This is a genomic window from Dyadobacter sp. HNCC25DJ185, assembly GCF_056895195.1.
Window position 1 is genome coordinate 198626 of record NZ_JBXHAR010000012.1, and the last position, 23041, is coordinate 221666.

Here is a 23041-nt window from a genome sequence, read left to right on the forward strand (position 1 = left end):
TTCAAGTTGTTTTAATTGAAATTGCGACCGTACAATTTCAACGAATTTGATTTCTAAATGTCCGAGTACCAAAAGAAGCAGCTTGAACAACAGCTTTGGAATATTGCCAATACCCTTCGCGGGAAAATGAATGCGGATGAGTTCCGCGACTACATTCTGGGTTTTATCTTTTACAAATATCTTTCTGAGAAAATGGAGATCTATGCCGACTCCATTTTAGAGCCCGATGGTCTGAAATTCAAGGAGATTGATGAGCAGACTGACCATGGCAAAGAATACATTGAGGCGATCAGAGAAGAATCATTGTCCAAACTTGGGTACTTTCTAAAACCCTCCGAACTGTTTAGCGAGGTTGCCAAGCGTGGGAACAGCGATAAGGAAGGCGAGGATAATTTCATATTGGAAGACCTGGCCAAAATCCTCAACAACATCGAGCAAAGCACGATGGGGACCGAAAGTGAGGATGATTTTGATAATCTCTTTGAAGACCTCGATTTAACGAGTACCAAATTAGGAAGAACAGAATCTGCCAAGAATGAACTGATTGCGAAAGTTTTACAGCACCTGGATAAAATTGATTTCCAATTACATAACACACAACTGGACATTCTCGGAGATGCTTACGAATACCTGATCGGGCAGTTTGCGAGCAATGCCGGAAAGAAAGCCGGGGAGTTTTATACGCCGCAGGAAGTAAGCAAAGTACTCGCCAAAATCGTCACCACGGGCAAAGACAAGCTCCGTTCCGTGTATGATCCTACCTGCGGCTCAGGCTCCCTGTTGTTGCGCGTGGCCCGGGAAGTGAAGGAGGTGAGCAACTTTTACGGGCAGGAGCTCAACCGCACGACCTATAACCTGGCGCGGATGAACATGATCCTGCATGATGTGCATTACCGCAAGTTCGACATCAAACAGGAGGATACCCTCGAACATCCGCAGCATCTCGACAAGCAATTTGAAGCCATCGTCGCCAATCCGCCTTTCTCGGCACAATGGAGCGCCAATCCCCTTTTTACGACCGACGACCGTTTCAGCCAATACGGAAAACTGGCACCTTCCAGCAAAGCCGATTTTGCTTTTGTGCAGCATATGATTTACCATCTGGCCGACAATGGAACGATGGCCATTGTGCTGCCGCACGGCGTTTTGTTCCGCGGCGGAGCTGAGCAGCATATCCGCAGGTACCTCATCGAAGACCGCAACTATCTGGACGCCGTGATCGGCCTGCCCGCCAATATCTTTTACGGGACCAGCATCCCGACCAGCATCCTTGTTTTCAAAAAGTGCCGGGAGCAGCCGGAAGACATTTTGTTCATCGACGCCAGCCAGCATTATGAAAAGGTAAAAACCCAGAACATGCTGCGCGATGAACATGTGGACAAGATCATTGCAACCTACCGCACCCGCGCCGAAGAACCAAAGTACAGCAAGCGGGCAACATTGGAGGAAATTGCCGCCAATGATTATAACCTGAACATTCCGCGCTATGTAGATACGTTTGAAGCTGAGGATAGCATTGACATCAATGCGATTGCGCAGGAATTGGTCTCATTGGAAAAACAAATTGGCGAGACGGACGCTACCATTGCCGCTTTTTGTAAAGAATTAGGTATTTCAACTCCTTTTTGATTGATGGAAAAGCAAAATAATGTGCCGAAGTTGCGGTTTCCGGGGTTTCAGGGAGAATGGAAAGAAAATAAATTAGGCAATCTTCTCGAATTCAAGAATGGAATTAATGCGAGTAAGGAACAATATGGACGGGGAATCAAATTCATTAATGTTCTTGATATTCTCAATAATGACCTAATCACCTACGATAAAATAATCGGTAGCGTGGATGTTGATGATTTGACTGCCGCGAAGTATACAGTTGGATATGGAGATATTTTATTTCAAAGAAGTTCGGAAACACGAGAAGAGGTTGGTACCGCCAGTGTTTATTTAGATAACGATCGCATCGCAACATTTGGTGGCTTTGTAATTAGAGGAAAGAAAATAGGCGATTACGATCCGGTTTTTTTAAACAAATTATTGAAGACAAATTCTTCAAGAGATGAAATAACTTCAAAATCCGGTGGTAGTACTAGGTACAATGTTGGACAAGAAATTTTGGCATCGGTATCATTGATGTACCCAACTCTCCCCGAGCAACAAAAAATCGCCTCTTTCCTAACCGCGGTAGACGAAAAATTGCAAGCCCTCAAAAAGAAGAAAAGCCTTTTGGAACAATACAAAAAAGGGGTGATGCAAAAAATCTTTTCGCAGGAGTTGAGATTTAGGCCGGATGATGGGGAGGAGTTTCCGGATTGGGAGGAGAAGAAGCTGGGGGATATTTGCGATGTAAAAGGTGGAAAAAGAATACCTAAGGGATATGAACTGCAGATTTCAAAAAATTCTTTTCCATATATAACCGTTTCGGATATGAAAAATGGAACTGTATCAACTGCGAATATTAGGTATGTCCCTAATTTAGTAGTTGAATCGATAAAGAACTATAGAATATCTACACAGGATATCTATATATCAGTTGCAGGAACATTAGGATTGGTTGGAATTATTCCAGAGGGCTTGAATAATGCAAATTTGACAGAGAACGCAAACAAACTCACAAATTTGAAGTGTAATCAGCAATTCTTGTTACAATTGTTAAAGTCGGGTAAACTAAATAAACTTATTGAGAATGTAAGTACTACTGGCGCTCAGCCAAAATTAGCAATATATGCTCTTTTGGGAATGGAACTATTGTTGCCGTCTAGCAGTGAGCAAACCAAAATCGCCAACTTCCTCTCCGCCATCGACGAAAAAATAAACCTTTGCGGCAAGGAAATTGAGAAGACAGCGGAGTGGAAAAAGGGGTTGTTGCAGGGGATGTTCTGCTAGATTGTGAGAATTTGGATTTGTCTGATTTTAGGATTTAGGGATTTTAGCCATTCATAATCCGAAAATCTCTGAATCTCAAAAATCCAAATCCTCACATTTTACCTAATCCAAAAATCCTCAATCCAACAAATCCAAATCCAAAAATCCCAAAATCCAACAAATCCAAATCCACACACTATATGAACGAGGAGATTAAAGACGATCTTACTTATAAGATTATCGGCTGCGCAATGAAAGTGCACGCAGTATTAGGTAACGGCTTCCAAGAGGTCATTTATCAAAGGGCACTAGCTATCGAGTTCGAAAACCAGGGCATCGACTTTCAACGGGAATTGGAGATGCCGTTATTTTATGACGGGATCAGAATTGGCAGCCGACGTGTAGATTTTCTTGTCGAAAACAAACTTATGGTAGAGTTAAAAGCAGTGATTAAAATGGAGGATGTGCATTTAGCACAAGGATTGAATTATCTGGTTGCCTATAAAGTGGATCTGGGTTTGTTACTGAATTTCGGAGCAAGAAGCCTGGAAGTGAAGCGGTTGAGGCATCCGGTTAAAAGTGTGTGAATTGGGATTTGTCGGATTGTGAGATTATGGGATTATTGATTTGGATTTATTGGATTAGGGGATTATTGGATTACTGATTTGGATTTATTGGATTAGAGGATTGCAGGATTTCTGATTTGGATTTATTGGATTAGGAGATTGCAGAATTTTGAAAGAAAAGGTGAAACTAAAAATCTGATAATCCCAATATCCAGTCAATCCAAATCCTTACATTCCAATCCGAAATCAAAGCCCTAATCCAAAAATCCTTCAATCCAGTAAATCCAAATTCTCACATTTTAGCAGCAAGCAACGTTCCAACAAATCCAAATTCTTACAATGGCCAAGCAGCCTGAGCAGATCCTTGAAGAACAATTAGTTGATCAACTTCAAAAGTTGGGTTATGCTTTTGTGACCATCAAAGACGAAAAGCAGCTGATTTTTAATCTCAAATCCCAGTTGGAAAAGCATAATGCCATTCAATTCTCAGATAAAGAATTCGACAAAGTCCTCAACATACTCAATAAAGGTTCGGTATTTGAGAAGGCTAAAACGCTGCGGGAGAAGCAGCATATTGTGCGGGATAACGGGGAGAGCCTGTATTTTGAATTTCTGAACCAGGAACATTGGTGCCAAAACCAGTTTCAGGTTACGCAGCAGGTGAGTATGGAGGGCGTTTATAAGAACCGTTATGATGTGACGCTGCTTATCAATGGTTTGCCACTGGTGCAGATCGAGCTCAAACGGCGCGGGCTTGAACTCAAAGAAGCATTCAACCAGATCAACCGGTATCAGCGGCATTCCTTCGGCGTCAATTTGGCGCTTTTTCAGTATGTGCAGATTTTCGTGATCAGCAATGGTGTGAATACCAAGTATTACGCCAATAACAAGAACCAGACTTTCAAGCAGACTTTTTACTGGAGCGATGTGGCCAACAAACGGCTGACGAACATTCTCAATGGTTTCACGAGCCAGTTTCTGGAACCGTGCCATATCTCCAAAATGATATGCAAATACATCGTCGTCAGCGAAACGAATAAGGTTTTGATGGTGCTTCGTCCGTATCAGTTTTATGCGGTGGAGGCATTGGTGGAGCGGGTGAAGAATTCGGGGACCAAAGGCCCGCATAAAAATGGGTATATCTGGCATACCACCGGCTCGGGGAAGACATTGACATCCTTCAAAGCCAGCCAGATCCTGATGCATTTGCCGCAAGTGAAGAAAGTCGTTTTCGTGGTCGACCGGAAAGACCTGGATTATCAGACCAATAAGGAATTTAACATTTTCAGCAAAGGCAGCGTCGACGGGACGGACGATACCCGGGCGCTGGTGAAGCAGTTTGCCGACGAGACCAAGCTTATCGTCACCACGATCCAGAAACTCAATTCGGCGATCGGCAAAAAGCAATACCTCGATCAGATGGCGCGGATGAAAGACGAGCGCATTATTTTCATTTTCGACGAATGCCACCGCTCGCAGTTTGGTGAAACGCATACACGGATCAAATCATTTTTCAATAACATCCAGCTTTTTGGCTTTACCGGGACGCCCATTTTTGCAGACAATGCGGTGAAGAATGAATTGGGAAAACGGACTACCACCGAGCTGTTCGGCGAGTGCCTACACAAGTACGTGATTACGGACGCGATCCGGGACGAGAACGTTTTGAAATTCTCCGTCGAATATGTGGGCAGGTACAAGCAAAAGGACGAAAGCCGTACAAATATCGACATTGAGGTAGAGGACATTGATACCAAAGAACTGATGGATTCGCCGGTTCGCTTGGAAAAGATCGTGGATTACATCCTCGCCCACCATGCCCGGAAAACACACAGCCGGGAGTTTACAGGCATGTTCTGCGTGAGCAGTGTGGAGACATTAATCCGCTACTACGATATTTTGCAGGCCAAAAAACTCGCCGGGCAGCATAACCTCAAAATTGCTACGATTTTCAGCTACACAGCGAATGAAGAGGATCAGGATGCAAACGGTTTTTTGAGCTATGAAACTGATCCCGTGCCCCTGCGAATGGTGGCTGAGCCTTTGATTCCTTACTTAAAAAAGGGGGAAGAAGTTGTAACGACGGCACCAGTTATTGTGAATAAGCATAGTCGGGAAAAGCTGGACGAGTACATCGGGCATTACAACAAAATGTTTGGAACGGCTTACTCCACGAAGGACAGCGTTTTATTTTACAATTATTACAACGACGTTTCCAAGAAGGTGAAGGAGAAGCAGATTGACATTCTGCTGGTGGTAAACATGTTCCTGACCGGCTTTGACAGCAAGAAGCTGAACACGCTTTACGTCGATAAAAACCTGAAATACCACGGACTGATACAAGCTTATTCGCGGACCAACCGGATCGATAATGATGTAAAATCGCAGGGGAACATCATTGTTTTTCGCAACTTGAAAAAGGCCACCGACGAAGCCATTGCATTGTTCAGCAACAAGGACGCCAAGGATATCATCATCATGGAACCCTATGAGGACTATGCAGAAAAGTTCGGTGCTGCATTCGACAAGTTGCTGGCCGTCACCCCGACTGTTGAAAGTGTAAATCAGCTGACAACTGAATACGAAGAACTGGAATTCATCAAGGCTTTCCGTGAGTTGATGCGGCTCAAGAATGTCCTGTCCACATTCGCGGATTTCAAATGGGAAGACCTGGCGATGAGCGAGCAACTTTTTGAGGATTACAAAAGCAAATACCTCGACCTGCATGACAAGGTGAAGTTCGACACTCAGAAAGAAAAGGTATCGATCCTGGAAGATGTAGATTTTGAACTGGAACTCATCCACCGCGACGAGATCAATGTCGCCTACATTCTGAAACTGCTGGCAAACCTGAACAACGGCAGCAGGGCAGAGCAGGAAAAGAAACGCAAAGAAATCATCGACCTCCTCACCGGAGAGGCCAACCTGCGCAGCAAACGCGAACTGATCGAAAAATTCATCGCCGAAAACCTGCCCCAGATAGAAGACAATGAAACCCTGCCCGAAGAATTTGAAAAATTCTGGAATGAAGAGCAGGTAAAGGCATTCAAACAATTGGTGGAAGAAGAAAAACTTTCCGAACCCAAAACCGAGAAACTGATTGAAAGCATCCTCTTTTCGGAACGCGAACCATTGCGGGAGGAAGTACTTGGTTTATTGGAAGGAAATATGCCGACGGTTTTACAGCGGAAGAAAGTTGGGGAAAGGGTTTTGAGTAAGATCATGGGGTTTATTGAGACTTTTGTGGAGGGGATTGTGGGGTGAGAGCTTTGATACCATAACAAATTAGATGCGAGCTGGCCATGAACATTTTTGTCGATAAATTTCAACTTGAAAATTATTTAAAAAGAGCATATCAGAACACTCCAATGACAATATCATCTTGATGACAAGAGCAGCGTAGGCAACTTGTTCATCACCACCTTGAATCGACTCTTATTCCAAGATTACCTGTCCATGATTTTGCTGCTGCATCAAAAGTGCATAACTATCAGAATCATCTCCATCATCCTATTCTTCCCAGCTATCTGGCAGCGAAAGAGAAAACCAACCATTTCTGGAAATAAAATGCTTTTTACTCACGACGTCTTGTTTTTCACAGTGTCTTAGACAACCTGTTTATTTTCTTTTGCTTCCTGAATTGCAGAATGGAGCCTGCAATAAATAGCAGAAATAGTGTGAGTAGCGTCTTGGCAATCAACGGATCTGTCGGCCCACTCGCCAAAGGATGTCCAACCGGCACCCGGGTAAATGTTTCATTTACAGTTGGAAGCAACGAGAGAAAGAAGCTGAGCGACAGAAAGAAGTTTTCAAAAAAACGCGATCGATTGTTTCCCGGCTTCCCGACATGTAAGTAGTAAGCCAGTGAAACCAGGATCACAATTAAAAGCGCAAGGATATGTCCGGGATTGAGACCCTTGACACTGGAAAGCCCCAGAGCTGTTAGGGAAGCAATCAGCGTGAAATAGAAATAGATTTTTCCGGACAGCTTCCCCAGATCTATCCTGGCGCTTTTGAACAACGATACAAATGCTGCGATAATAGCAACGATACCAATAACGGTATGAAAAATACCCAAATGCGAGAGTCCCATGATTGTTTTGCGTTTTGTTAATAACACAAAGTTGGGCTAATCGGAAAAGAAAAATTTTGTGGATCGGGTCAGATATTTGGCAATTTGGATCAACGAAAAGTACACCTTATTTCATGGTATGCATACGGCTGGCTATCCCTCTTGTTTCGACCGATAATGCGAAGGAGAGACACCGTACTTGCCATGAAAGCTTTTGGTAAAGTTTGCCAGATCATTGAAGCCACAATCAAAAGCGATATCGGAAATACGCCCGCCGGAAGCACGAAGCAGCTCCGCCGCCTTCTCCAAACGTTTGTTTTTGATATAGTTAGCGGGTGAATCATTATACAGCTTCTTAAATTCCCGCTTAAACGAAGAGACACTCAGATTGCTTTTCTGCGCCAGGTCTTCGATCCCGATCTGAGAAAATAGATTGGCCTCGATGATCTGTTTGAATGTATAGGTTGTGGAGGAGAAGAGTTGGGATAATATGACTTGAACGATTGCCGCGTCTTGCGTTTGAGATAAAAGGAGAATAATTTCTTTCAGCTTCAAAACCAAAATCTCTTCGCTAACCAATGAGGGATTCTCGAAGTAAAACAGAAGCCCATCAATGTATTTTTGAATTAGAAAATCATTATTGATTGTACCTCTGGATTGACCGGATACCTGATTGTTTGGATTAAAAATCTGAGGTAGTTCCCTGTCATAAATTCTTTTCAGTATATCCTTATGAAAAGTAACAATTACGATTTCACCGTGAATATCTGAATCATTACCCTGGATTTGCTTCCCGGAATTCAAACAATTCAGCAACAAGGATTGATGGGTCTTGATTTTCAAATGATCATCTACGGACTGATAATCCATCTCGCCCTTCAACATATATAGAAAGCAAGCCTGCTCCGCCACAGGAAATGCAAATTCAAAAGGCGGCTTTAAGTCCACCTTTTGAATAAGCGTTTTCCCGAACAAATCGAATTTTTTATAGTCTGTGATCATTCGACAACAAGTACTGCTTCTGATGTGACAGGTATCTTCAAGACTTTCGAAATTAAGCAATTCTGTTCTGCGCCTTTCGTGATTGAATCAAATTCTTCTGAACTGACGCCCGGAACATTTCCGGTTATGGAAAGATGCACCCCGGTGATGCCTGTTGCATCCATGGATACAATTGCTTCCGTATCCAATGAAGTCGGAATTATTCCCTTTTCTGTCAGCGCGTAACTTACGGCCATCGTAAAACATCCGGCGTGTGCTGCGGCTAATAGCTCTTCCGGGTTAGTCCCTTTTTCATCTCCCACAAAACGGGTCCTGAAACTGTAATTTGTTTTGTTCAGGATTTCACTTTGTGTGGTTAATTCGCCCTTTCCTTCTTTGACGCTTCCTGTCCAATGTGCTTTTGCTTTACGTTGCATTTTGATATTTGTTTATTTGTTACTGCCGATATTGACAATACAAAGTTGCAACACAAGTATCGAAGAATCCTGGCGTATCAGGCCAACAATTTGGCAATTTGGATCATTGACCTCAATCAGGCCTGAATCTTTCTCAACGATCTGGGTGCTTCAACATGATCCTACATCTATCCTGCCGAATTGTTGATCAGTCTGCCTGCCCCGGATCAGCACAATCTTCTGGCAAAGTATTTGAAATGCAGTTTGCATGAAAACACTATTCGCAATAATGATGATCACACTCCTCGCAGCTGAGACTCCGCGACAGGTACTGCTTTTCTACACAGACAGCGGTTTAGAAAAACAAAAAGCACAGACGGCGATCCTGGATGCGCATCAAAAAGACATGATCGAGCGTGATATTAACGTGCAACGTTTTCCTTCTTCCGGGAAGGATTTGTCTGCCTGGAAGAAGTGGAACATCGATAGCGCCAGTTCGTTTACTTTTATCTTAGTAGGCCGCGATGGCGGTGAAAAGTTAAGAACCAGCGAGGTAGTGAGTGCCGAGAAGTTGTTTGGCTTGATTGACGCGATGCCGATGCGAAAAAATGAGATTAAGAGAAATCGAAGTAACAAGCCTTAGATTTGCACAAATGCTAGCCGTTAAACGAGAAAGTCCTGACAAACTGCCACGGTCCGCCAAGGTATTTCCACAAATGGATGCCTTCGGCCGTAAAGCAAAATGGCTCGAAGGTTGATTTGAGCTCGGTTTGCAGGCTTTTCGCAAGAGAAGGTTCTACCTTATTTTGGACAGTTATATGAAAATTCCTTTTCTGTTTATCCTGATTGGTAAGAGACTCCTGAAAATGTGTTTGCAGATTCCGATGCAACACCGTCAGTTCTGGCGAAATCACCTTGAAAGCTGTCCCGCCGCCAAGTGAAATAATCTGATCGAGTTTTACTTCAAATGCAGCCTGATCCGCAGCCAACATTTGCATTTTATCAAAGATCCACGGCTCGTCTGGCAAAGCGTTAAATAATGTCAGGTGGGCATTCAGATAATTCCTCTCCTTCGGAAAATGCTGCCTTCGCAGATCATCGAAATAGGCTTGCGCAGCTGAGGCGATTGATAAAGTGGCGACTAAGGGCTTGCTCATCAAAAAGGGCTGGTATCGGAAATGTGTTCAGACTTGCTGTAAATAACTTTGCCAGAAAATCTAGTCAGCAAAATCTTCAAATGAAAACGACGCCACCTACCCAGGTCGATAGTTTGCATCACAATTGAATCACTCACCCTTACCCCAATCAACTCAATCCCCAAAACCTCCTCAATCCGCACAATCGTCTCGATCGTAAAATTGCTATTCCCTTTCACCCAGGAATTCACAGTTTGAGGCATTACCTGCAATTTCTCCGCCAAATCCTTTTGGCTCATGCCTAGTTTTCGCAATTGGGCAAGGATATTAATCGCAACAATCCTCGATTTTTCACGTGCTTTCGGATTTTCACCTTTGCGGACTGCCCGCTCTTTCCATTGGCTGGATTCGGCAGCAGTGACCGATTCTAATTTTTGTAAAATATCTTCTCTCGTTTGCATAGTCATGGCTGCTGCTTGCTTCTTCCCAGGCGTAAAACTCGACATACCAGGTTTTCGACAAGTCCCCGCCCCTGTCGCGGAGAACTGCGGTTTTGTAGGGATGTTTGTTTTTAAGTCCTTGTCCATGCCTAATGTTTCTGGCAGATTATTCGTCAAGACGATAAAAAAAACCCTCCTGAGGCCAGGAAGGGCACTAGGCAGAGGGAGAGGGACATGAAACTTGTCTATATCTAACTGAAAATCAATTCACTGCGACAGTGCAAAAAAGTCTGCTCACCGAATTGCTCACCGCGATTTATTTGGCTGCAACTACGGACAAAATTAACCCTGATTTGACCAAAGAACAAATGATTTTAGCAGGTCAATAGTTCTTCGTTATTGCTATGTCTGTAGTTACGTGTCTTTGCATTGAGCTATGTAAGGTAAATCTTCGGCAAAGCAGGCAGCGAAGTCTGATGCAGGTATTTTAAATTTTGATTTGGCGCTTTAAAAAATTGCGCTACATTTGCACCCGATAAAAAATTGTGTGACCCTTTAATACACAATACCCATGATTTACCGTCTCTCCATATCATCCCTTTTCATCGCTGCCTGATCCAGGCGGGAGTAGCTTCCTTTTCATTTTTTTGATGCCCGGTTGTAACAACAACCCCGGAGCTTTATGCCTGCTTGTTTTAATCAACATTAATTTTTGACCAGGGGATTTCTATGCCCCATGCTTCAGCTGCCGCGCTTGATCTTCTCTGGGATATATCCTTTACGCAAGGACGAAACAATGATCTGAAAAATTAATTGCAATCATCAATGATGTGTTATGGACACCAATATTTGGTCGTTCGAGGCAAGTTATTGCAAGATCAAAACAGCAAGACAAAAGAAGCGACTGCTTAGAGAAGACCGCGACAAACAATTGTTACGGATCGACCGGCGGGAAAATCAGCTCTTACTGATCAAAAGATCCCTTCCCTTGGTGCCGCTCGAGGAGCCGTACCAGAAAGGCTGGAAGCGAACCTTTGTTCTCAGAGAGGACGTAGCGCGAAGTCCCGCAGCCATGTTCTATACCACCCTGCTGTCCAAGATCAACACGATAGACTACTCGAACAACAAAAATTTCAAAAGAAAAGCAAAAAGAAAGCGGAACCGCAAAAAAATATACGAGGAGAAACCGCAATACCTGCATGAATTCCACAGCTGTGAATGGACCCACCGGTGCAAACTCAACGATGCGGAAAAGGCACACTTTTACCCGAAAGAATATTGGAGTAAAGACGGCAAGACGATGCATATCAAATATGTATTCTCTGATCCCCAACGCTTTGTGCTCAGCGTAACACCGCATATGATCACGCATACCCGTATGGTCGACGAAGTATTGGAACAGGAGCTGGGTCAGATAGACCAGTACCTGGAAAGAAATCAACTGAGACCAAGGATATACAAGTTGGTACACGGGAGACGCTGGCGTTTTTATCGGGATCCGGAGGATGATCCCCGCAGGAAAAACCCATTAAAAAACAAATCGCTGCAACAGATACTGTTGGAAGCATACAATGACGAGCTATGAACCATTTAAAAACAAAAGAACTAAGCAAGCTGGGCTATACCGACAACGTAGCCCGCAGCCTTGCGATCAATATCCTGCAACGGCATTTCAAACACGAGAGCAAAGCAGTATGGCTGGAATTATTAACGAACCTTAAAAACAATCCAAAGGAATATGTAAACGACGCACAATTGGGGCCGATAGCGGCCACCTTTATCACAGAAGAGGTAACACCGGTATACCAAAGCTTCGGGTTGTTACAACAAACGGGGCAACTCAAAGTATATGGCGGCAAGGAGATCGAACCATCCGCAAAGCAACAGATGCAAACGGCTATGTCGTTACCGGTATCGGTTCAAGGCGCACTAATGCCCGATGCCCATACCGGGTACGGTCTTCCGATAGGCGGCGTGCTGGCCGTGCGCGATGCGGTCATTCCTTATGCCGTAGGTGTTGATATAGGCTGCAGGATGGCGCTCTCTATACTGGATGAAGGTGAACAGTTCCTGAAAAGTCACAGCTATCAGATGAAAACAGCACTGAAAGCATATACTCATTTCGGTACGGAAGGCGGGCTGGACTTTGCCCAGGAACATGAGATACTGGATAATTCTATGTTTGGAGCGACGGAACTCTTTAAACGGTTACAGGGCAAAGCGGCACGGCAACTCGGCTCTTCCGGCAGCGGCAATCATTTTGTAGAGTTTGGTCTCATCGAATTGTATGATGGGAATGCCCTAGGGCTTGTACCAAAAAAGTACATGGCACTCCTATCGCATTCGGGCAGTCGCGGGCTTGGCGCCAACATAGCGCAGCACTATACCCGCATCGCTATGGACATCTGCAAATTACCAAGGGAGGCTAAACAACTGGCCTGGCTGGATAGCAACAGCGGAGCCGGGCAGGAATACTGGATGGGTATGACGCTTGCCGGGGAATATGCCAAAGCCTGCCACGAACGGATACATGCCAATGTGCTGAAAGCGGTAGGACTACAGGCAATAGCCCGGGTGGAACACCACCACAACTTTGCCTGGAAAGATAACCTCGCCGATGGCACGGAGGTGATCATACACCGCAAAGGCGCCACACCGGCGCATGAAGGTGAGCTGGGCATTATACCCGGTAGTATGACTGCCCCGGCCTACCTGGTCAGCGGCAAGGGTTCTGCGCAGGCACTGCACTCGGCATCGCACGGCGCAGGACGGGCAATGAGCCGCAAACGGGCGAAGGAGCATATGACAGTATCGGCTATGAAAAAGATGCTGGTGCAAGCCGATGTTACCCTGATCGGTAGCAGTGTGGAAGAAAACCCATTGGCCTACAAAGACATTGACCGGGTAATGGCAGCACAGGAAAGCTTAGTAACGATCGAGGGGAAATTCCTGCCGAAGATCGTAAGAATGAACAGGGAATAACGACAAAGTAAAACAGAACAATGGACAAGATCATCATACAGATCAGCTCGGGCAGAGGCCCCGCCGAATGTTGCCGGGTGGCAGCCAAGGTACAGGCATTGATGCTGCGGGAAGCGGTACAGGCAGGCATTGCGATAAAAGTGCTCGATCAGCAGCAAGCGGATCTGAGGGGCTGCTTGCTTTCTGCGACCTTAATGGCCGAAGGCAAAGAACTGGAGCGCTTTATAGCTTCCTGGAAAGGTACGGTGCAATGGATCGCGCAAAGTCCCTACCGCAAAATGCATCGGCGGAAAAACTGGTTCGCAGGTGTGGCAGTGTTCCCGATAACCGACAAGTTGCTGTGGCAGGACAAAGATGTGGTCATCGAAACCTGCCGCGCCAGCGGTCCGGGCGGACAACATGTTAACAAAGTAGAAACTGCTGTACGCGGCACCCACAAGCCTTCGGGCATACATGTGCTGGCAATGGACACCCGCTCGCAGCTGCAAAACAAAAAGACCTGTATCGAACGGTTGAAAGCCAAAGTGCAGGCCTGGCAAGCAGAACAGCTCAGTCTTCAGCAACAGGAACAATGGCAAGAACATAATGTGCTGCAACGGGGCAACCCGGTGCGGATCATCAAGGCCAGCCTCATTTAATCACCTTTCAAAAAGAACAATTGAATTAGGCTCTTGTTAAAGAATGTGAAAATGCTTAATTTAATTGAAAATAAGCATGTTATATAGAGAAAAGGTTCAAGAGCCTATCGTTATTTGAGTTTCAGACTCAGTTTTCGGACAATACTAAATGTAAACAATATCTGGCTAATTTAAAATGGGAAAATGGGTTTAGATGCTCTAAATGCGGTCATGGCAAATATTGCGGTGGCAACAGTACTTACGACCGACAATGTACGAGTTGCCGTTATATAGAATCGCCGACTGCTGGTACGCTGTTTCACAAAAGTAAAGTGCCCATTTTGAAAGCGTTTTATATCATATACTATCTTACCACGACCAAGAATGGCATAAGCAGTACCGAATTAAGCCGGAAATTGGCATTGCGCCAAAAAACTTGCTGGCTGTTTAAGCAAAAAGTAATGAAAGAAATGGCGGGACGCGCAGTCAAAATTTTCCAATGGAAGGCAAAGTAGATGTGGATGAAACCTACGTAGGTGGTCAGGACGACCAAGCAATTGGGCGAAATGAAGGGAAAAACCGGGCCGCCGGGCGGAAGATCATGGTTGTGGCTATTGAAAGAAAGGGAAATCGGACGGCCGACGCCGGGCGTTTCTCGAATGTATGGGCGGGTTATTGAAACAGCGAGCAAGAAAAACCTGCAAAAATTCATGGGTGAGCATATCGGAAAGGACGCTCAGGTTCGTACTGACGGCTAGACTGGATACAAGGGTTTGGAGTCAGAATTCCCTAAACTAACTCGTGAGAAATCGGAGAAAAAGGGTAAAAAATTCCCGCAATTGCATCAAAGTATTATGATGTTTAAAGCCTGGCTTAGAGGTGTTCACCGCTCCGTCAATTATCTCCAAGCTTATATCAACGAGTATACTTACAGATTTAACAGACACAAAATGAAGGGGGGTATATTTGAAAATCTGATGAAGCGAATGGTTAGTAAACCACCACATCCCTACAAACTGGTTATTGCATAAATGCCTAATTCAATTATATTTTTTACTTCATAAAATGAGATTGGATAACCCTGTGCGAAATAAACGATGACGGTTCCGGTTTTAAATTCATTCGGCTCAGAATAAGCCCATTTGGCGGTGTAATCGAATTTCACAAGTTTGGGAGTAGCGTCCGGATTTCTTTCGATCACCTCGAAATCTTCCGTCTTCAATAATTTAGTACTTAATCCGAGGAAGGGGCCGGCCAACCGATTCACACTTTTTTTGATTAGCCTAACACAGTCTTCATCCGTCATGAATTTCTGCGAAAAAGCGTATGGACTAGGTTTACCAATAGCAATACCAGGAACAATTTAGTCTTCCTAAGTATTTGTTTTTAAATTAGTTATCTAACAATTTTCGGATGTGGGTTGCAATAATACCAAAATTGTATCCCTGTGCCTTTTCAATTCCGGCGTAGTTAACCGCTATCAGTTCACCATTCTGATTGAACACCGGGGAACCGCTGGCGCCGTGGTAGGAAGATGCGTTGTACTGAATTTCGTAGCGGTCCGAGATCTTGCTGATTTTGCCGTGGTCGAGTGATGCTTTCACTTTGTTTTCAACGTTCTTGGTCGCCAGATCAAAGCCAAACGGATAGCCAAAAATGATTACTTCGTCATCCATGGATATGTTTTCTTTCCCGGCAATGATGTCTTTCACTGGTGAGCATCCGGATGGCAACTTTTTCGATTCCAGCTGAATAAGTGCCAGGTCGACTTCTTTCTCGTTTGCGGCCCTTACCAGCCTGCACGACAACATGTTCTTAAAGAAATCATCTTTTTCGATTGTTGAGCCATTGGGGAAAATGCCTATTCGAACCGGCACACCAACTACTTTCGAGTTCAGTGAATACTCTCCAAGCGATGATCTGGCCATATTGATCGCCTTTTCCATGGCTTCTTTGTCATCAGAAATTTCACTTTCCCATGGAGCGGCCACGTGCTTATTAGTTATGATGTAACCTTCATCGCCCACATAAAAACCGGATCCCGTGATTTCAAATGGGCGAATTCCTTCTTTGTTAATTGAAATAGAGTTACCTGCGCCGATGAAATACAATGTATCATCATTATCAATATAAGCCAGATAATATGAGTTGTAAATTAACCCGATACTGTTCTCATATTTCTGGGAAATGGGTTTCCTATTGAATTTCTGTTCAAATTCATCCCCCAAAACATCTCTATAGAATATCCCAAGTGCAATTAGCAGTAACACAACAGGCGATGTAAATAACACCGGCCGCAGTGATAGTGATTTTGGAATTTTTTTCCAGTCAAGGTCCTGCACGCTGGCAAAATTCACCTTGTCACCCCGTTTAACTGGAAAGTCAGTTAACGCCGGAACCTTATGACCATTTACAAAAACCCCATTGGTGCTTTGGTCGTTGACAAAAATCCGGCCGCGTCTGTCGACTTTAATGGTGGCATGATACCTGCTGATATTCTGATTATGTATCTGAATCGTATTGTCCGGATTCTTGCCGACGGTGATCCTGTACCGTATGTTCGGATCATCTCGCTGAATTTGGGGCACGAGATTCCAATCCAGCTTGATCGCATTGGCAAACAGCACCGCATCACCGCGGTGGAGGGGAACAGTACTTTTATGCACGCGTCGGCCATTGACCCACGTCCCGTTCATACTCATATCTGTGAGGAACATAGCCCCCGTCGCTTCTATTTTCAATTCGGCGTGAGAGCTGCTGATATGGGGGTTATTCAGCACTATTTTATTGCTGGAGTTGCTTCCAATGGTGATGATATTCATGATAGCGGATAGTTATTGAAATTGGTTTGACAGAAAGTTCAGGAGCCCTTTGGAACGTTGATAGAATCCAGCACCTGCCCTTCTTGCAGGTTAGTCCATGTAATGTGTTTGTTAGCCTCCCGAAACTTTCTCAAAGCAGCCGATCCATTTATGCCCAAGTTTTTCCCAATTGTTTTACTCGTGTCCCCCTTTCTAACCTTGTAATTAGTCACGACTCTAAATTGCGTTGAATCTACCGCTTGCTGTCTCAGATCTTGTCTTTGAGAAAGGTCATTCTGATTCGATGGCCGGAGAGGTTGTCGGTGTTGCCCCGTGTTAGCATTCGCCGGTGATTCCGCTTCCGGTGTAATCTGTGCTGGCGGCTGGCCCTGGCTTTCCAAGGTTGTCCTGAGTACCTTAAAATCTTTTGACAACGCGGATAACTCACGAGCCAGGCTATTTATATTTTGCGAACTTCCACCCTGTTGTCGCACGCTTCCGGAAAAAATGACATAGCCCAGCGCGATGGTGAGAAGCGCCACCCAGACGCTCAAAATGTTCATGAGAATTTTAGTCTTCATATCGATACTTACTTTTAGTTTTGAATTAATTAATGGCTGCACGAAAGATACTGTGAGGTTATCGTGTCCTCCGCCCTGCCGGATACCTGTCAGATCTATTTCCTGGATTATTCGATGCGTGAGCTTTTCAACATCATCGCTCCTGCTCAGTAGGTCGAGAAGCTCTTCTTCTGAAATTGCTCCGCACACACCATCAGAGCATAACATGAACAGGTCGCCTTTCCAGAACGCGATGTTATCATTGATCTCCACATCGACGTCCGAAGCAATGCCTAATGCACGCTGAATAACATTCGATTCTTCTGATAAGCGCGCCTGCTCTTCCGTAAGAATGCCCCGTTTTACAAGCTCAAATACTTTTGAATGATCGTTTGTTCGGAACACCTTTTCGCCCTCTCTCAGCTGGTAAACGCGACTATCCCCAACATGAGCAACGACAGCTTTGTTGACATTAATGATGACCGCTATCGCCGTAGTACCCATTCCCCGCAGTTCCTGATGATGGCGTCCAAGATGATAAATTTCATGGTTGGCCTTAACGATCGCGGCTCTCAATGCAGACGCCGGATCAGCGTAGCGAATGCTGCTCAGCTCGTGCAGGATAATGTCGACGGCCATCGAAGACGCCACTTTGCCACCTGCTACACCACCCATCCCGTCGCATACGACAGCAGCGAATCCAAATGGAGTCTGCATACTTCCCGCGCTGTCCTGATTCTCCTTTCGTCCTCCGATAGCGGATCCGGACGCGTAATTATATTTCATAAATCTCCTAGCTAAACATTCCTTTTAACTTGTCCCACCATCCGGCTTTGTAGTTTTTCGCATGCATCAGCGCCTCCTTAAATTCTAGCGCAGTCTGATAGCGATCACTTTGCTTTTTTGCGGTAGCTTTTTTCAATACATAATAAATCTCTGATGGAATGGCGTCTGATCGCGGGATATTGTATTTCACCTGCATTTCCATAATCGAATATTCATTTGAACCATTGAATGGTGGCTTGCCTGTGATCAATTCATAGAATGTGATTCCGGCAGCATAGATGTCCGTGGTAGCGTTGATATTATTGCTTTCACCCCTGATCTGCTCCGGAGGGGAATACTGCGGCGTGCCGATCACGATGCCGACGGACGTCTGCCGTTTGCCGCCAGTCACCTTTGCCACCCCCAGGTCCATTACGATCGCCTTGCCGTTTTGCACCATGATATTATCCGGTTTGATATCCCGGTGAATGATCGGTGGGGTTTGGGAATGGAGATAATGCAGAGCATCCAGCACCTGGCAAAACAAATCCGAGCTGGGTACCATGAGCGGTTCGCTTTCATCCTGCGTTGCTCGCTTTGGCCAGAGGTATTCCGAAATACCGATGCCCTTTATCAGTTGACTGACAATGTGATATTTGCCATTAGCGAGAACGAAGTCGTAGCTCGCAATAATGTGGGGATGACTCAAGCTAGTCTGAATGAGTGCTTCTGTCTCGAACCTGTCTACAAACTGTTTTTCAACTGCAAGCTGGCCAAAAAGGACTTTAATGGCGACCGGCGTACCATCCGATCTTGTCCCCGCATAAACCTTTCCCATTCCACCCTCACCAAGTGGTCGGTTGGGTGGAAACGGATTGAAAGAATATAATCCCCTCCGGCCCTTTAGATAGATTAATTGCGAGCCTGTCATTCTCCCAGACTGTTCATGTGGCGGATATTTCCTGCTGCTGAAGCATTTCCTTTGGCAACTCCCAGGCCAAAATATCTCCGGGCGCTCACATACAAGCCATCATCATGAGCTTTAACCCCTTTTTGATTGTAATAAACGCCTAGCACTTCCGTCACCGATGTGTTGCCATGCTTTTCAGCCAGGTAACAGAACTTCACAAACTGTCCTTCGTCGCCAACGATTCCGAAACCTCCCACTTCATAAAGAGAGGCGATATTTAGATAATTCTTGCCGGCCGTAGTACTGTCGTTTTTAATCGCTCTCAAATAACATTTCTCCGCTTCTTTGTAATTCTTAGCAACACCTACCCCATTTTTGTAATCGTAAGCAAGGTTTTCTATAGCAACAATATTATCATTGTCAAAATCAACCGCCTTCCTGGTGTTTGTAAAGGATTTCAGGTCGTCTTTGGCTATAACGTCCCCGGTGAAATACAGGTACCCCAGCCGGGAGAGCGCAGGAGAGTAATTTTGAGCAGCAGCCTTGTTTATCAGCCTCATTCCTTCGGATATATTCTGACCCACGCCAGAGCCCGTGAGATACATATTGCCCAGCACCAACTGGGCAGCCGGATGTCCCTTTTGCGCCGAAGATCTGTACCAGCGGACCGCCTCAGGAAGGTTAACAGGCGTTCCAGACCCGTAAAGGTACATTTGCGCCAGATTGGCCTGAATAAATGCATATCCCGTCTTTGCGGATCTCAGCATATATTCCACCGCCAGCTTCTCGTTCCTCGTTACCCCGTCACCGTTGGAATACATCATTCCCAGATTACCCAGCGCTTCCGGATCATTTGCCTCCGCCAGCTTTTTCATTGCCTCGACAGCCTCCAGGTAATATTTGTCAGACCGGTAAGTGTCCTTTTCAACTCCTTTCCCGGTCTGATATGCATAAGCCATCCGCCAGTATGCCATTCGAAAACCACGTTCGGCCGCACTTGTTGAATATTTCCAGCCGGTTTGATAATCCTTTATCGTACCCAGACCATTATACGTCAGCTCTCCGAGGTAATAATCAGCGTCGCCTGAGCCCAGCTCACTTGCTTCTTTCAGCTTTTCAAAGGCGGATTTATATTTGGCATCATAGAAGTCCGCCATTCCCGGCACCAGCGAATTGAGCATTGTTATCCGTTGCTGCGTAGAGTCTGTGCCGTAGTAATCATCCGCTTTTTGAAAATAATATCGGGCGCTATCGTACCGGGCAATGCTTAGGAAATGTGCAGCTTTGGCCGCATTGACCTCGTAATTCTTTGCATTGTGCCTGTACCAGAGGAGGCCGGACAGCCCGAGTACAACTGTCATGGCCGCCGCGACTGCCATCATTTGCACTGATTTCTCCTTCCACCAAACATGGATGAGTGCGAGTTCAAAGGCTTGCCGGAACTCCGCCACGGACTGATACCGTTTTGCCTGGTCTTTCGCCGTCGCTTTCTTTAGGAACTGATACAGGCTTGGAGACAAATGCTTGCTGCGGGGCAATGGATCATTCACCTGCGCCTGCATGGTGTCAAATTCGTTGCCTTTATCGAACGGAGCTGTGCTCGTAAGCATTTCATAGATTGTCACACCCAATGCATATAAGTCTGTATTCATTTTGATGTTATCGCTCTCGCCACGGATCTGTTCGGGTGGAGAATAATTGGGTTTGCCTATGAGTGTTCCTACTCCCGTCAGCGACTTGGTTTTCCCTCCCGTGAGCCTGGCAATGCCGAAATCCATCAGTTTAGTGCTTCCGTCTATGCAAATGCGGATGTTGGATGGGTCGATATCCCGGTGAATAATCCCGCGCTGGTGCAAAGTTTCGAGCCCGTTCAACACATCGTCGATAATTGCCTTCGCCTCTTTTACCGAGTAGACTTTACCTTGCGCTTTGTTGGCTTCGATGAGCTTATTCAGGTCTATGCCCTCGATATAGGCACTAACATCATGGCAAATGCCGTCCTGTTCGATAAAGTCAAGCATTTCGATCAGGTTATTGTGTAGAATCCTGATTTCACTAGAACGCCTGACCCGCTCAACGACGCTGATGTTCTCAGTAAGATCCCGAAACAGAATCTTCACCGCCACAGGCCTGTCACGCCCCGTTTCCTTACTGACGCCCTTTCCCCTAAAAACTACGCCCATTCCCCCTGTACCCAGGTAATCTGTCTGATTCTTTGGGTCGAAAAAGTAGTTTGCTTTCGCCCCGCTAAGTTGGATTTGTGCCATTTCAATAATCTGTAATGGGTAGAAATGAGGTTTACATATTAGGAATTGAAATTCATCGGGCGCGTACCGTCCGTATAGAAATCGCGCGACGCATAATCGTAATCGAGCACTTCCTTAAACACCTCACTTTTTTGCAGGCTTTCGGCGTAGCGATCTACCAGCATCAACTTCACGATGTAATTCCCTATTTTCAACTTATCGGCATCCTTGACGACAATACCGTTGTAAGCCAGGATTTTCTTGCCATTCAGGAAAGTCCCATTGGCCGATGCAGTGTCGATCAGAATGACATCATGCCTGTTCTCATCCGCATTGACGGTGATGTTCAGTGTTGCGTGCTTTCCAGAAACTGTGGCTTCATTAAGCCTTATAGAACAGTCGAGGTCTTTCCCAAGGAAGTTGTTCCCCTCCCGCAAAACCCAGTACTCGCCCGACTCCGTTTTGGAAAACGAAACCAGAAAGCCTGCTATCGGATTACTGGCGCTCACCGGGCCGTCGCCCTGGCTATTTTCTTGCCCTGAGATGATCGTTCCGCCCTTTTTGGGTCCGTCGTAATGGTGGCTATTCGGAACTGCGCCTTCATAAGGTGGCTGATTGCTGTTGGGAACTGTCTTGTTCATCTTCGATTTGATTTTTAGGATACATTCAATTTTTCAAATAGGCAATAAGATTCCTGATGCCGGAAGAAGGCATAGGGTGGCAAGTGGTCTTCAAACAGCGGTATTTGAGGCTGGGAACGAGCCAGGTTATCATCTCCCCGCGAGCAGAACTGTATGGTATATACGTAATTAATTTTGGAACTTAGCAGACCAATTATTAATTGAAGATTGTTTTGACGCCGCCAACAACGAGATCTTTTGCAGCTTCCTCCTTCATAGCGTCCGTGACAACATTTTTTCCAAAGAACCATTCACCAACATTGGCAGCTATTACCCCGAACACTCCCTTAAATATCTGTTCCGGACCTTCCGACGAAGCGAGTGCAGCGTTATTATCTATCCACTCCCCTTCTGTGGTCGAAGCTATCAGGTTTGGATTCGCAGGATCAGGAAGGCCGGGAGTCCATTTGACGTTGAGATTCTCTGTTGGAGTCGAGAATGTGTATCCCGGGAAAGCTTCAAATCGGTCGACTACATTCGAGGCCTTGATTTTGAATTCGTTATAAGCCCTCCCTGCATCCCATACTGTGTTAACGGCATTTCCATAAGCATCAAATTCAAGTTTATAGCCTATCTGCGGCCGCCATTCTCCTTCTGTTGCAGACGAATATGCCTTCATATCCGGATGTCTGAGGTTCTCTGTCCAGGTGGTGGACAAATCTCCGTCGTCGGTATTCGCGAACCGATATCCCGCCTTCGGAATCCATTTTCCTTCCGCTTCCGCAGACATGACATTGTAATCGGGATGATTCTGCCCGGCCTGCCAATGCGCGTCCGTATCGTCCCAAAATACTCTGGCCTCATGGGTCATGTCATCCGTCCAGACATACCCCAGCTTGGGTGATGCCTTAAAAATCCCGAGAATCTCCTTTTGATCTGAGAAAAAAACATGCAGATGCCAGATAATGGCTACGAATACGATAAATCCGAAGATGTCTTTAAGTGTTTTCATTTTAGTTCGAGATTAAATTGTTTCAATTGCCGTAATGGAATAATACCAATTGTATCCT

20 protein-coding genes and 1 pseudogene are annotated in these 23041 nt (G+C 45.4%); 9 read left to right on the forward strand and 12 right to left on the reverse strand.

The features are described from left to right. Positions 1-57: 57 nt before the first annotated feature. The 4 genes from AC1XUF_RS28580 to AC1XUF_RS28595 all read left to right on the forward strand — a co-directional run bounded on the left by AC1XUF_RS28580 (position 58) and on the right by AC1XUF_RS28595 (position 6689). Positions 58-1629 (forward strand): type I restriction-modification system subunit M, encoded by a 1572-nt coding sequence (locus AC1XUF_RS28580; RefSeq protein WP_483345287.1) that lies wholly within the window; start codon positions 58-60, stop codon positions 1627-1629. Between the two features lie 3 nt (positions 1630-1632). Beyond that, a complete protein-coding gene (locus AC1XUF_RS28585; protein WP_483345288.1) occupies positions 1633-2880 on the forward strand; it encodes a restriction endonuclease subunit S in 1248 nt (415 codons plus the stop codon). 179 nt (positions 2881-3059) lie between these two features. Then, positions 3060-3446 (forward strand): GxxExxY protein, encoded by a 387-nt coding sequence (locus AC1XUF_RS28590; RefSeq protein WP_483345289.1) that lies wholly within the window; start codon positions 3060-3062, stop codon positions 3444-3446. Between the two features lie 318 nt (positions 3447-3764). After that, positions 3765-6689 (forward strand): type I restriction endonuclease subunit R, encoded by a 2925-nt coding sequence (locus tag AC1XUF_RS28595; protein ID WP_483345290.1) that lies wholly within the window; start codon positions 3765-3767, stop codon positions 6687-6689. 331 nt (positions 6690-7020) lie between these two features. Here the strand turns inward: AC1XUF_RS28595 and AC1XUF_RS28600 are convergent, their stop codons facing one another. From AC1XUF_RS28600 to AC1XUF_RS28610, 3 genes are all read right to left on the reverse strand, one after another. Further along, the gene (locus AC1XUF_RS28600; protein WP_483345291.1) at positions 7021-7518 is read right to left on the reverse strand and encodes a hypothetical protein; all 498 of its coding nucleotides are present in this window, start codon (positions 7516-7518) and stop codon (positions 7021-7023) included. A 132-nt stretch (positions 7519-7650) separates the two neighbouring features. Continuing rightward, positions 7651-8499, reverse strand: coding sequence for a helix-turn-helix domain-containing protein (locus tag AC1XUF_RS28605; RefSeq protein WP_483345292.1), 849 nt, complete (start codon positions 8497-8499; stop codon positions 7651-7653). Continuing rightward, the gene (locus AC1XUF_RS28610; RefSeq protein WP_483345293.1) at positions 8496-8915 is read right to left on the reverse strand and encodes an OsmC family peroxiredoxin; all 420 of its coding nucleotides are present in this window, start codon (positions 8913-8915) and stop codon (positions 8496-8498) included. The genes AC1XUF_RS28605 and AC1XUF_RS28610 overlap by 4 nt, the downstream gene beginning before the upstream one ends. Before the next feature lie 247 nt (positions 8916-9162). Here AC1XUF_RS28610 and AC1XUF_RS28615 point away from each other — a divergent pair, with 247 nt between their 5' ends. Next, entirely contained in the window at positions 9163-9537 is a 375-nt protein-coding gene (locus AC1XUF_RS28615) for a DUF4174 domain-containing protein (protein WP_483345294.1), read from the forward strand. A gap of 13 nt (positions 9538-9550) precedes the next feature. On the opposite strand, the gene AC1XUF_RS28620 is transcribed toward AC1XUF_RS28615, so the two are convergent. Both AC1XUF_RS28620 and AC1XUF_RS28625 read right to left on the reverse strand, forming a co-directional pair. After that, positions 9551-10051, reverse strand: coding sequence for a 2'-5' RNA ligase family protein (locus tag AC1XUF_RS28620; protein WP_483345295.1), 501 nt, complete (start codon positions 10049-10051; stop codon positions 9551-9553). Next, the gene (locus AC1XUF_RS28625; RefSeq protein ID WP_483345296.1) at positions 10051-10617 is read right to left on the reverse strand and encodes a helix-turn-helix transcriptional regulator; all 567 of its coding nucleotides are present in this window, start codon (positions 10615-10617) and stop codon (positions 10051-10053) included. The genes AC1XUF_RS28620 and AC1XUF_RS28625 overlap by 1 nt, the downstream gene beginning before the upstream one ends. Positions 10618-11305: 688 nt before the next feature. Between AC1XUF_RS28625 and AC1XUF_RS28630 the strand changes: the two genes are divergently transcribed. The 4 genes and pseudogenes from AC1XUF_RS28630 to AC1XUF_RS28645 all read left to right on the forward strand — a co-directional run bounded on the left by AC1XUF_RS28630 (position 11306) and on the right by AC1XUF_RS28645 (position 15100). Continuing rightward, complete coding sequence (locus tag AC1XUF_RS28630) at positions 11306-12055, forward strand: hypothetical protein (protein ID WP_483345297.1); 750 nt, start codon at positions 11306-11308, stop codon at positions 12053-12055. Next, the gene (locus AC1XUF_RS28635; RefSeq protein ID WP_483345298.1) at positions 12052-13452 is read left to right on the forward strand and encodes an RtcB family protein; all 1401 of its coding nucleotides are present in this window, start codon (positions 12052-12054) and stop codon (positions 13450-13452) included. Before AC1XUF_RS28630 ends, AC1XUF_RS28635 begins: the two co-directional genes overlap by 4 nt. Before the next feature lie 20 nt (positions 13453-13472). Then, a complete protein-coding gene (gene prfH / locus AC1XUF_RS28640) occupies positions 13473-14090 on the forward strand; it encodes a peptide chain release factor H (RefSeq protein ID WP_483345299.1) in 618 nt (205 codons plus the stop codon). An 83-nt stretch (positions 14091-14173) separates the two neighbouring features. Next, positions 14174-15100: pseudogene (locus AC1XUF_RS28645) on the forward strand (IS1595 family transposase). Here AC1XUF_RS28645 and AC1XUF_RS28650 read toward each other — a convergent pair. The 7 genes from AC1XUF_RS28650 to AC1XUF_RS28680 form a co-directional block, all read right to left on the reverse strand. Next, positions 15079-15336, reverse strand: coding sequence for a hypothetical protein (locus AC1XUF_RS28650; protein WP_483345300.1), 258 nt, complete (start codon positions 15334-15336; stop codon positions 15079-15081). The pseudogene AC1XUF_RS28645 and the gene AC1XUF_RS28650 overlap by 22 nt on opposite strands. A 124-nt stretch (positions 15337-15460) precedes the next feature. Further along, positions 15461-16891, reverse strand: a complete 1431-nt coding sequence (locus AC1XUF_RS28655; protein WP_483345301.1) for an FHA domain-containing protein — start codon at positions 16889-16891, stop codon at positions 15461-15463. 38 nt (positions 16892-16929) lie between these two features. Beyond that, entirely contained in the window at positions 16930-18216 is a 1287-nt protein-coding gene (locus AC1XUF_RS28660; RefSeq protein ID WP_483345302.1) for a protein phosphatase 2C domain-containing protein, read from the reverse strand. 7 nt (positions 18217-18223) lie between these two features. Next, a complete protein-coding gene (locus tag AC1XUF_RS28665; RefSeq protein ID WP_483345303.1) occupies positions 18224-19126 on the reverse strand; it encodes a serine/threonine-protein kinase in 903 nt (300 codons plus the stop codon). Then, positions 19123-21372: a protein kinase domain-containing protein gene (locus tag AC1XUF_RS28670; protein ID WP_483345304.1), complete on the reverse strand. Its 2250-nt coding sequence runs from the start codon at positions 21370-21372 to the stop codon at positions 19123-19125. The genes AC1XUF_RS28665 and AC1XUF_RS28670 overlap by 4 nt, the downstream gene beginning before the upstream one ends. 38 nt (positions 21373-21410) lie before the next feature. Further along, the gene (locus tag AC1XUF_RS28675) at positions 21411-21992 is read right to left on the reverse strand and encodes an FHA domain-containing protein (protein WP_483345305.1); all 582 of its coding nucleotides are present in this window, start codon (positions 21990-21992) and stop codon (positions 21411-21413) included. Positions 21993-22188: 196 nt separating this feature from the next. Beyond that, positions 22189-22983, reverse strand: coding sequence for a hypothetical protein (locus tag AC1XUF_RS28680; protein ID WP_483345306.1), 795 nt, complete (start codon positions 22981-22983; stop codon positions 22189-22191). Between the last annotated feature and the right edge of the window lie 58 nt (positions 22984-23041).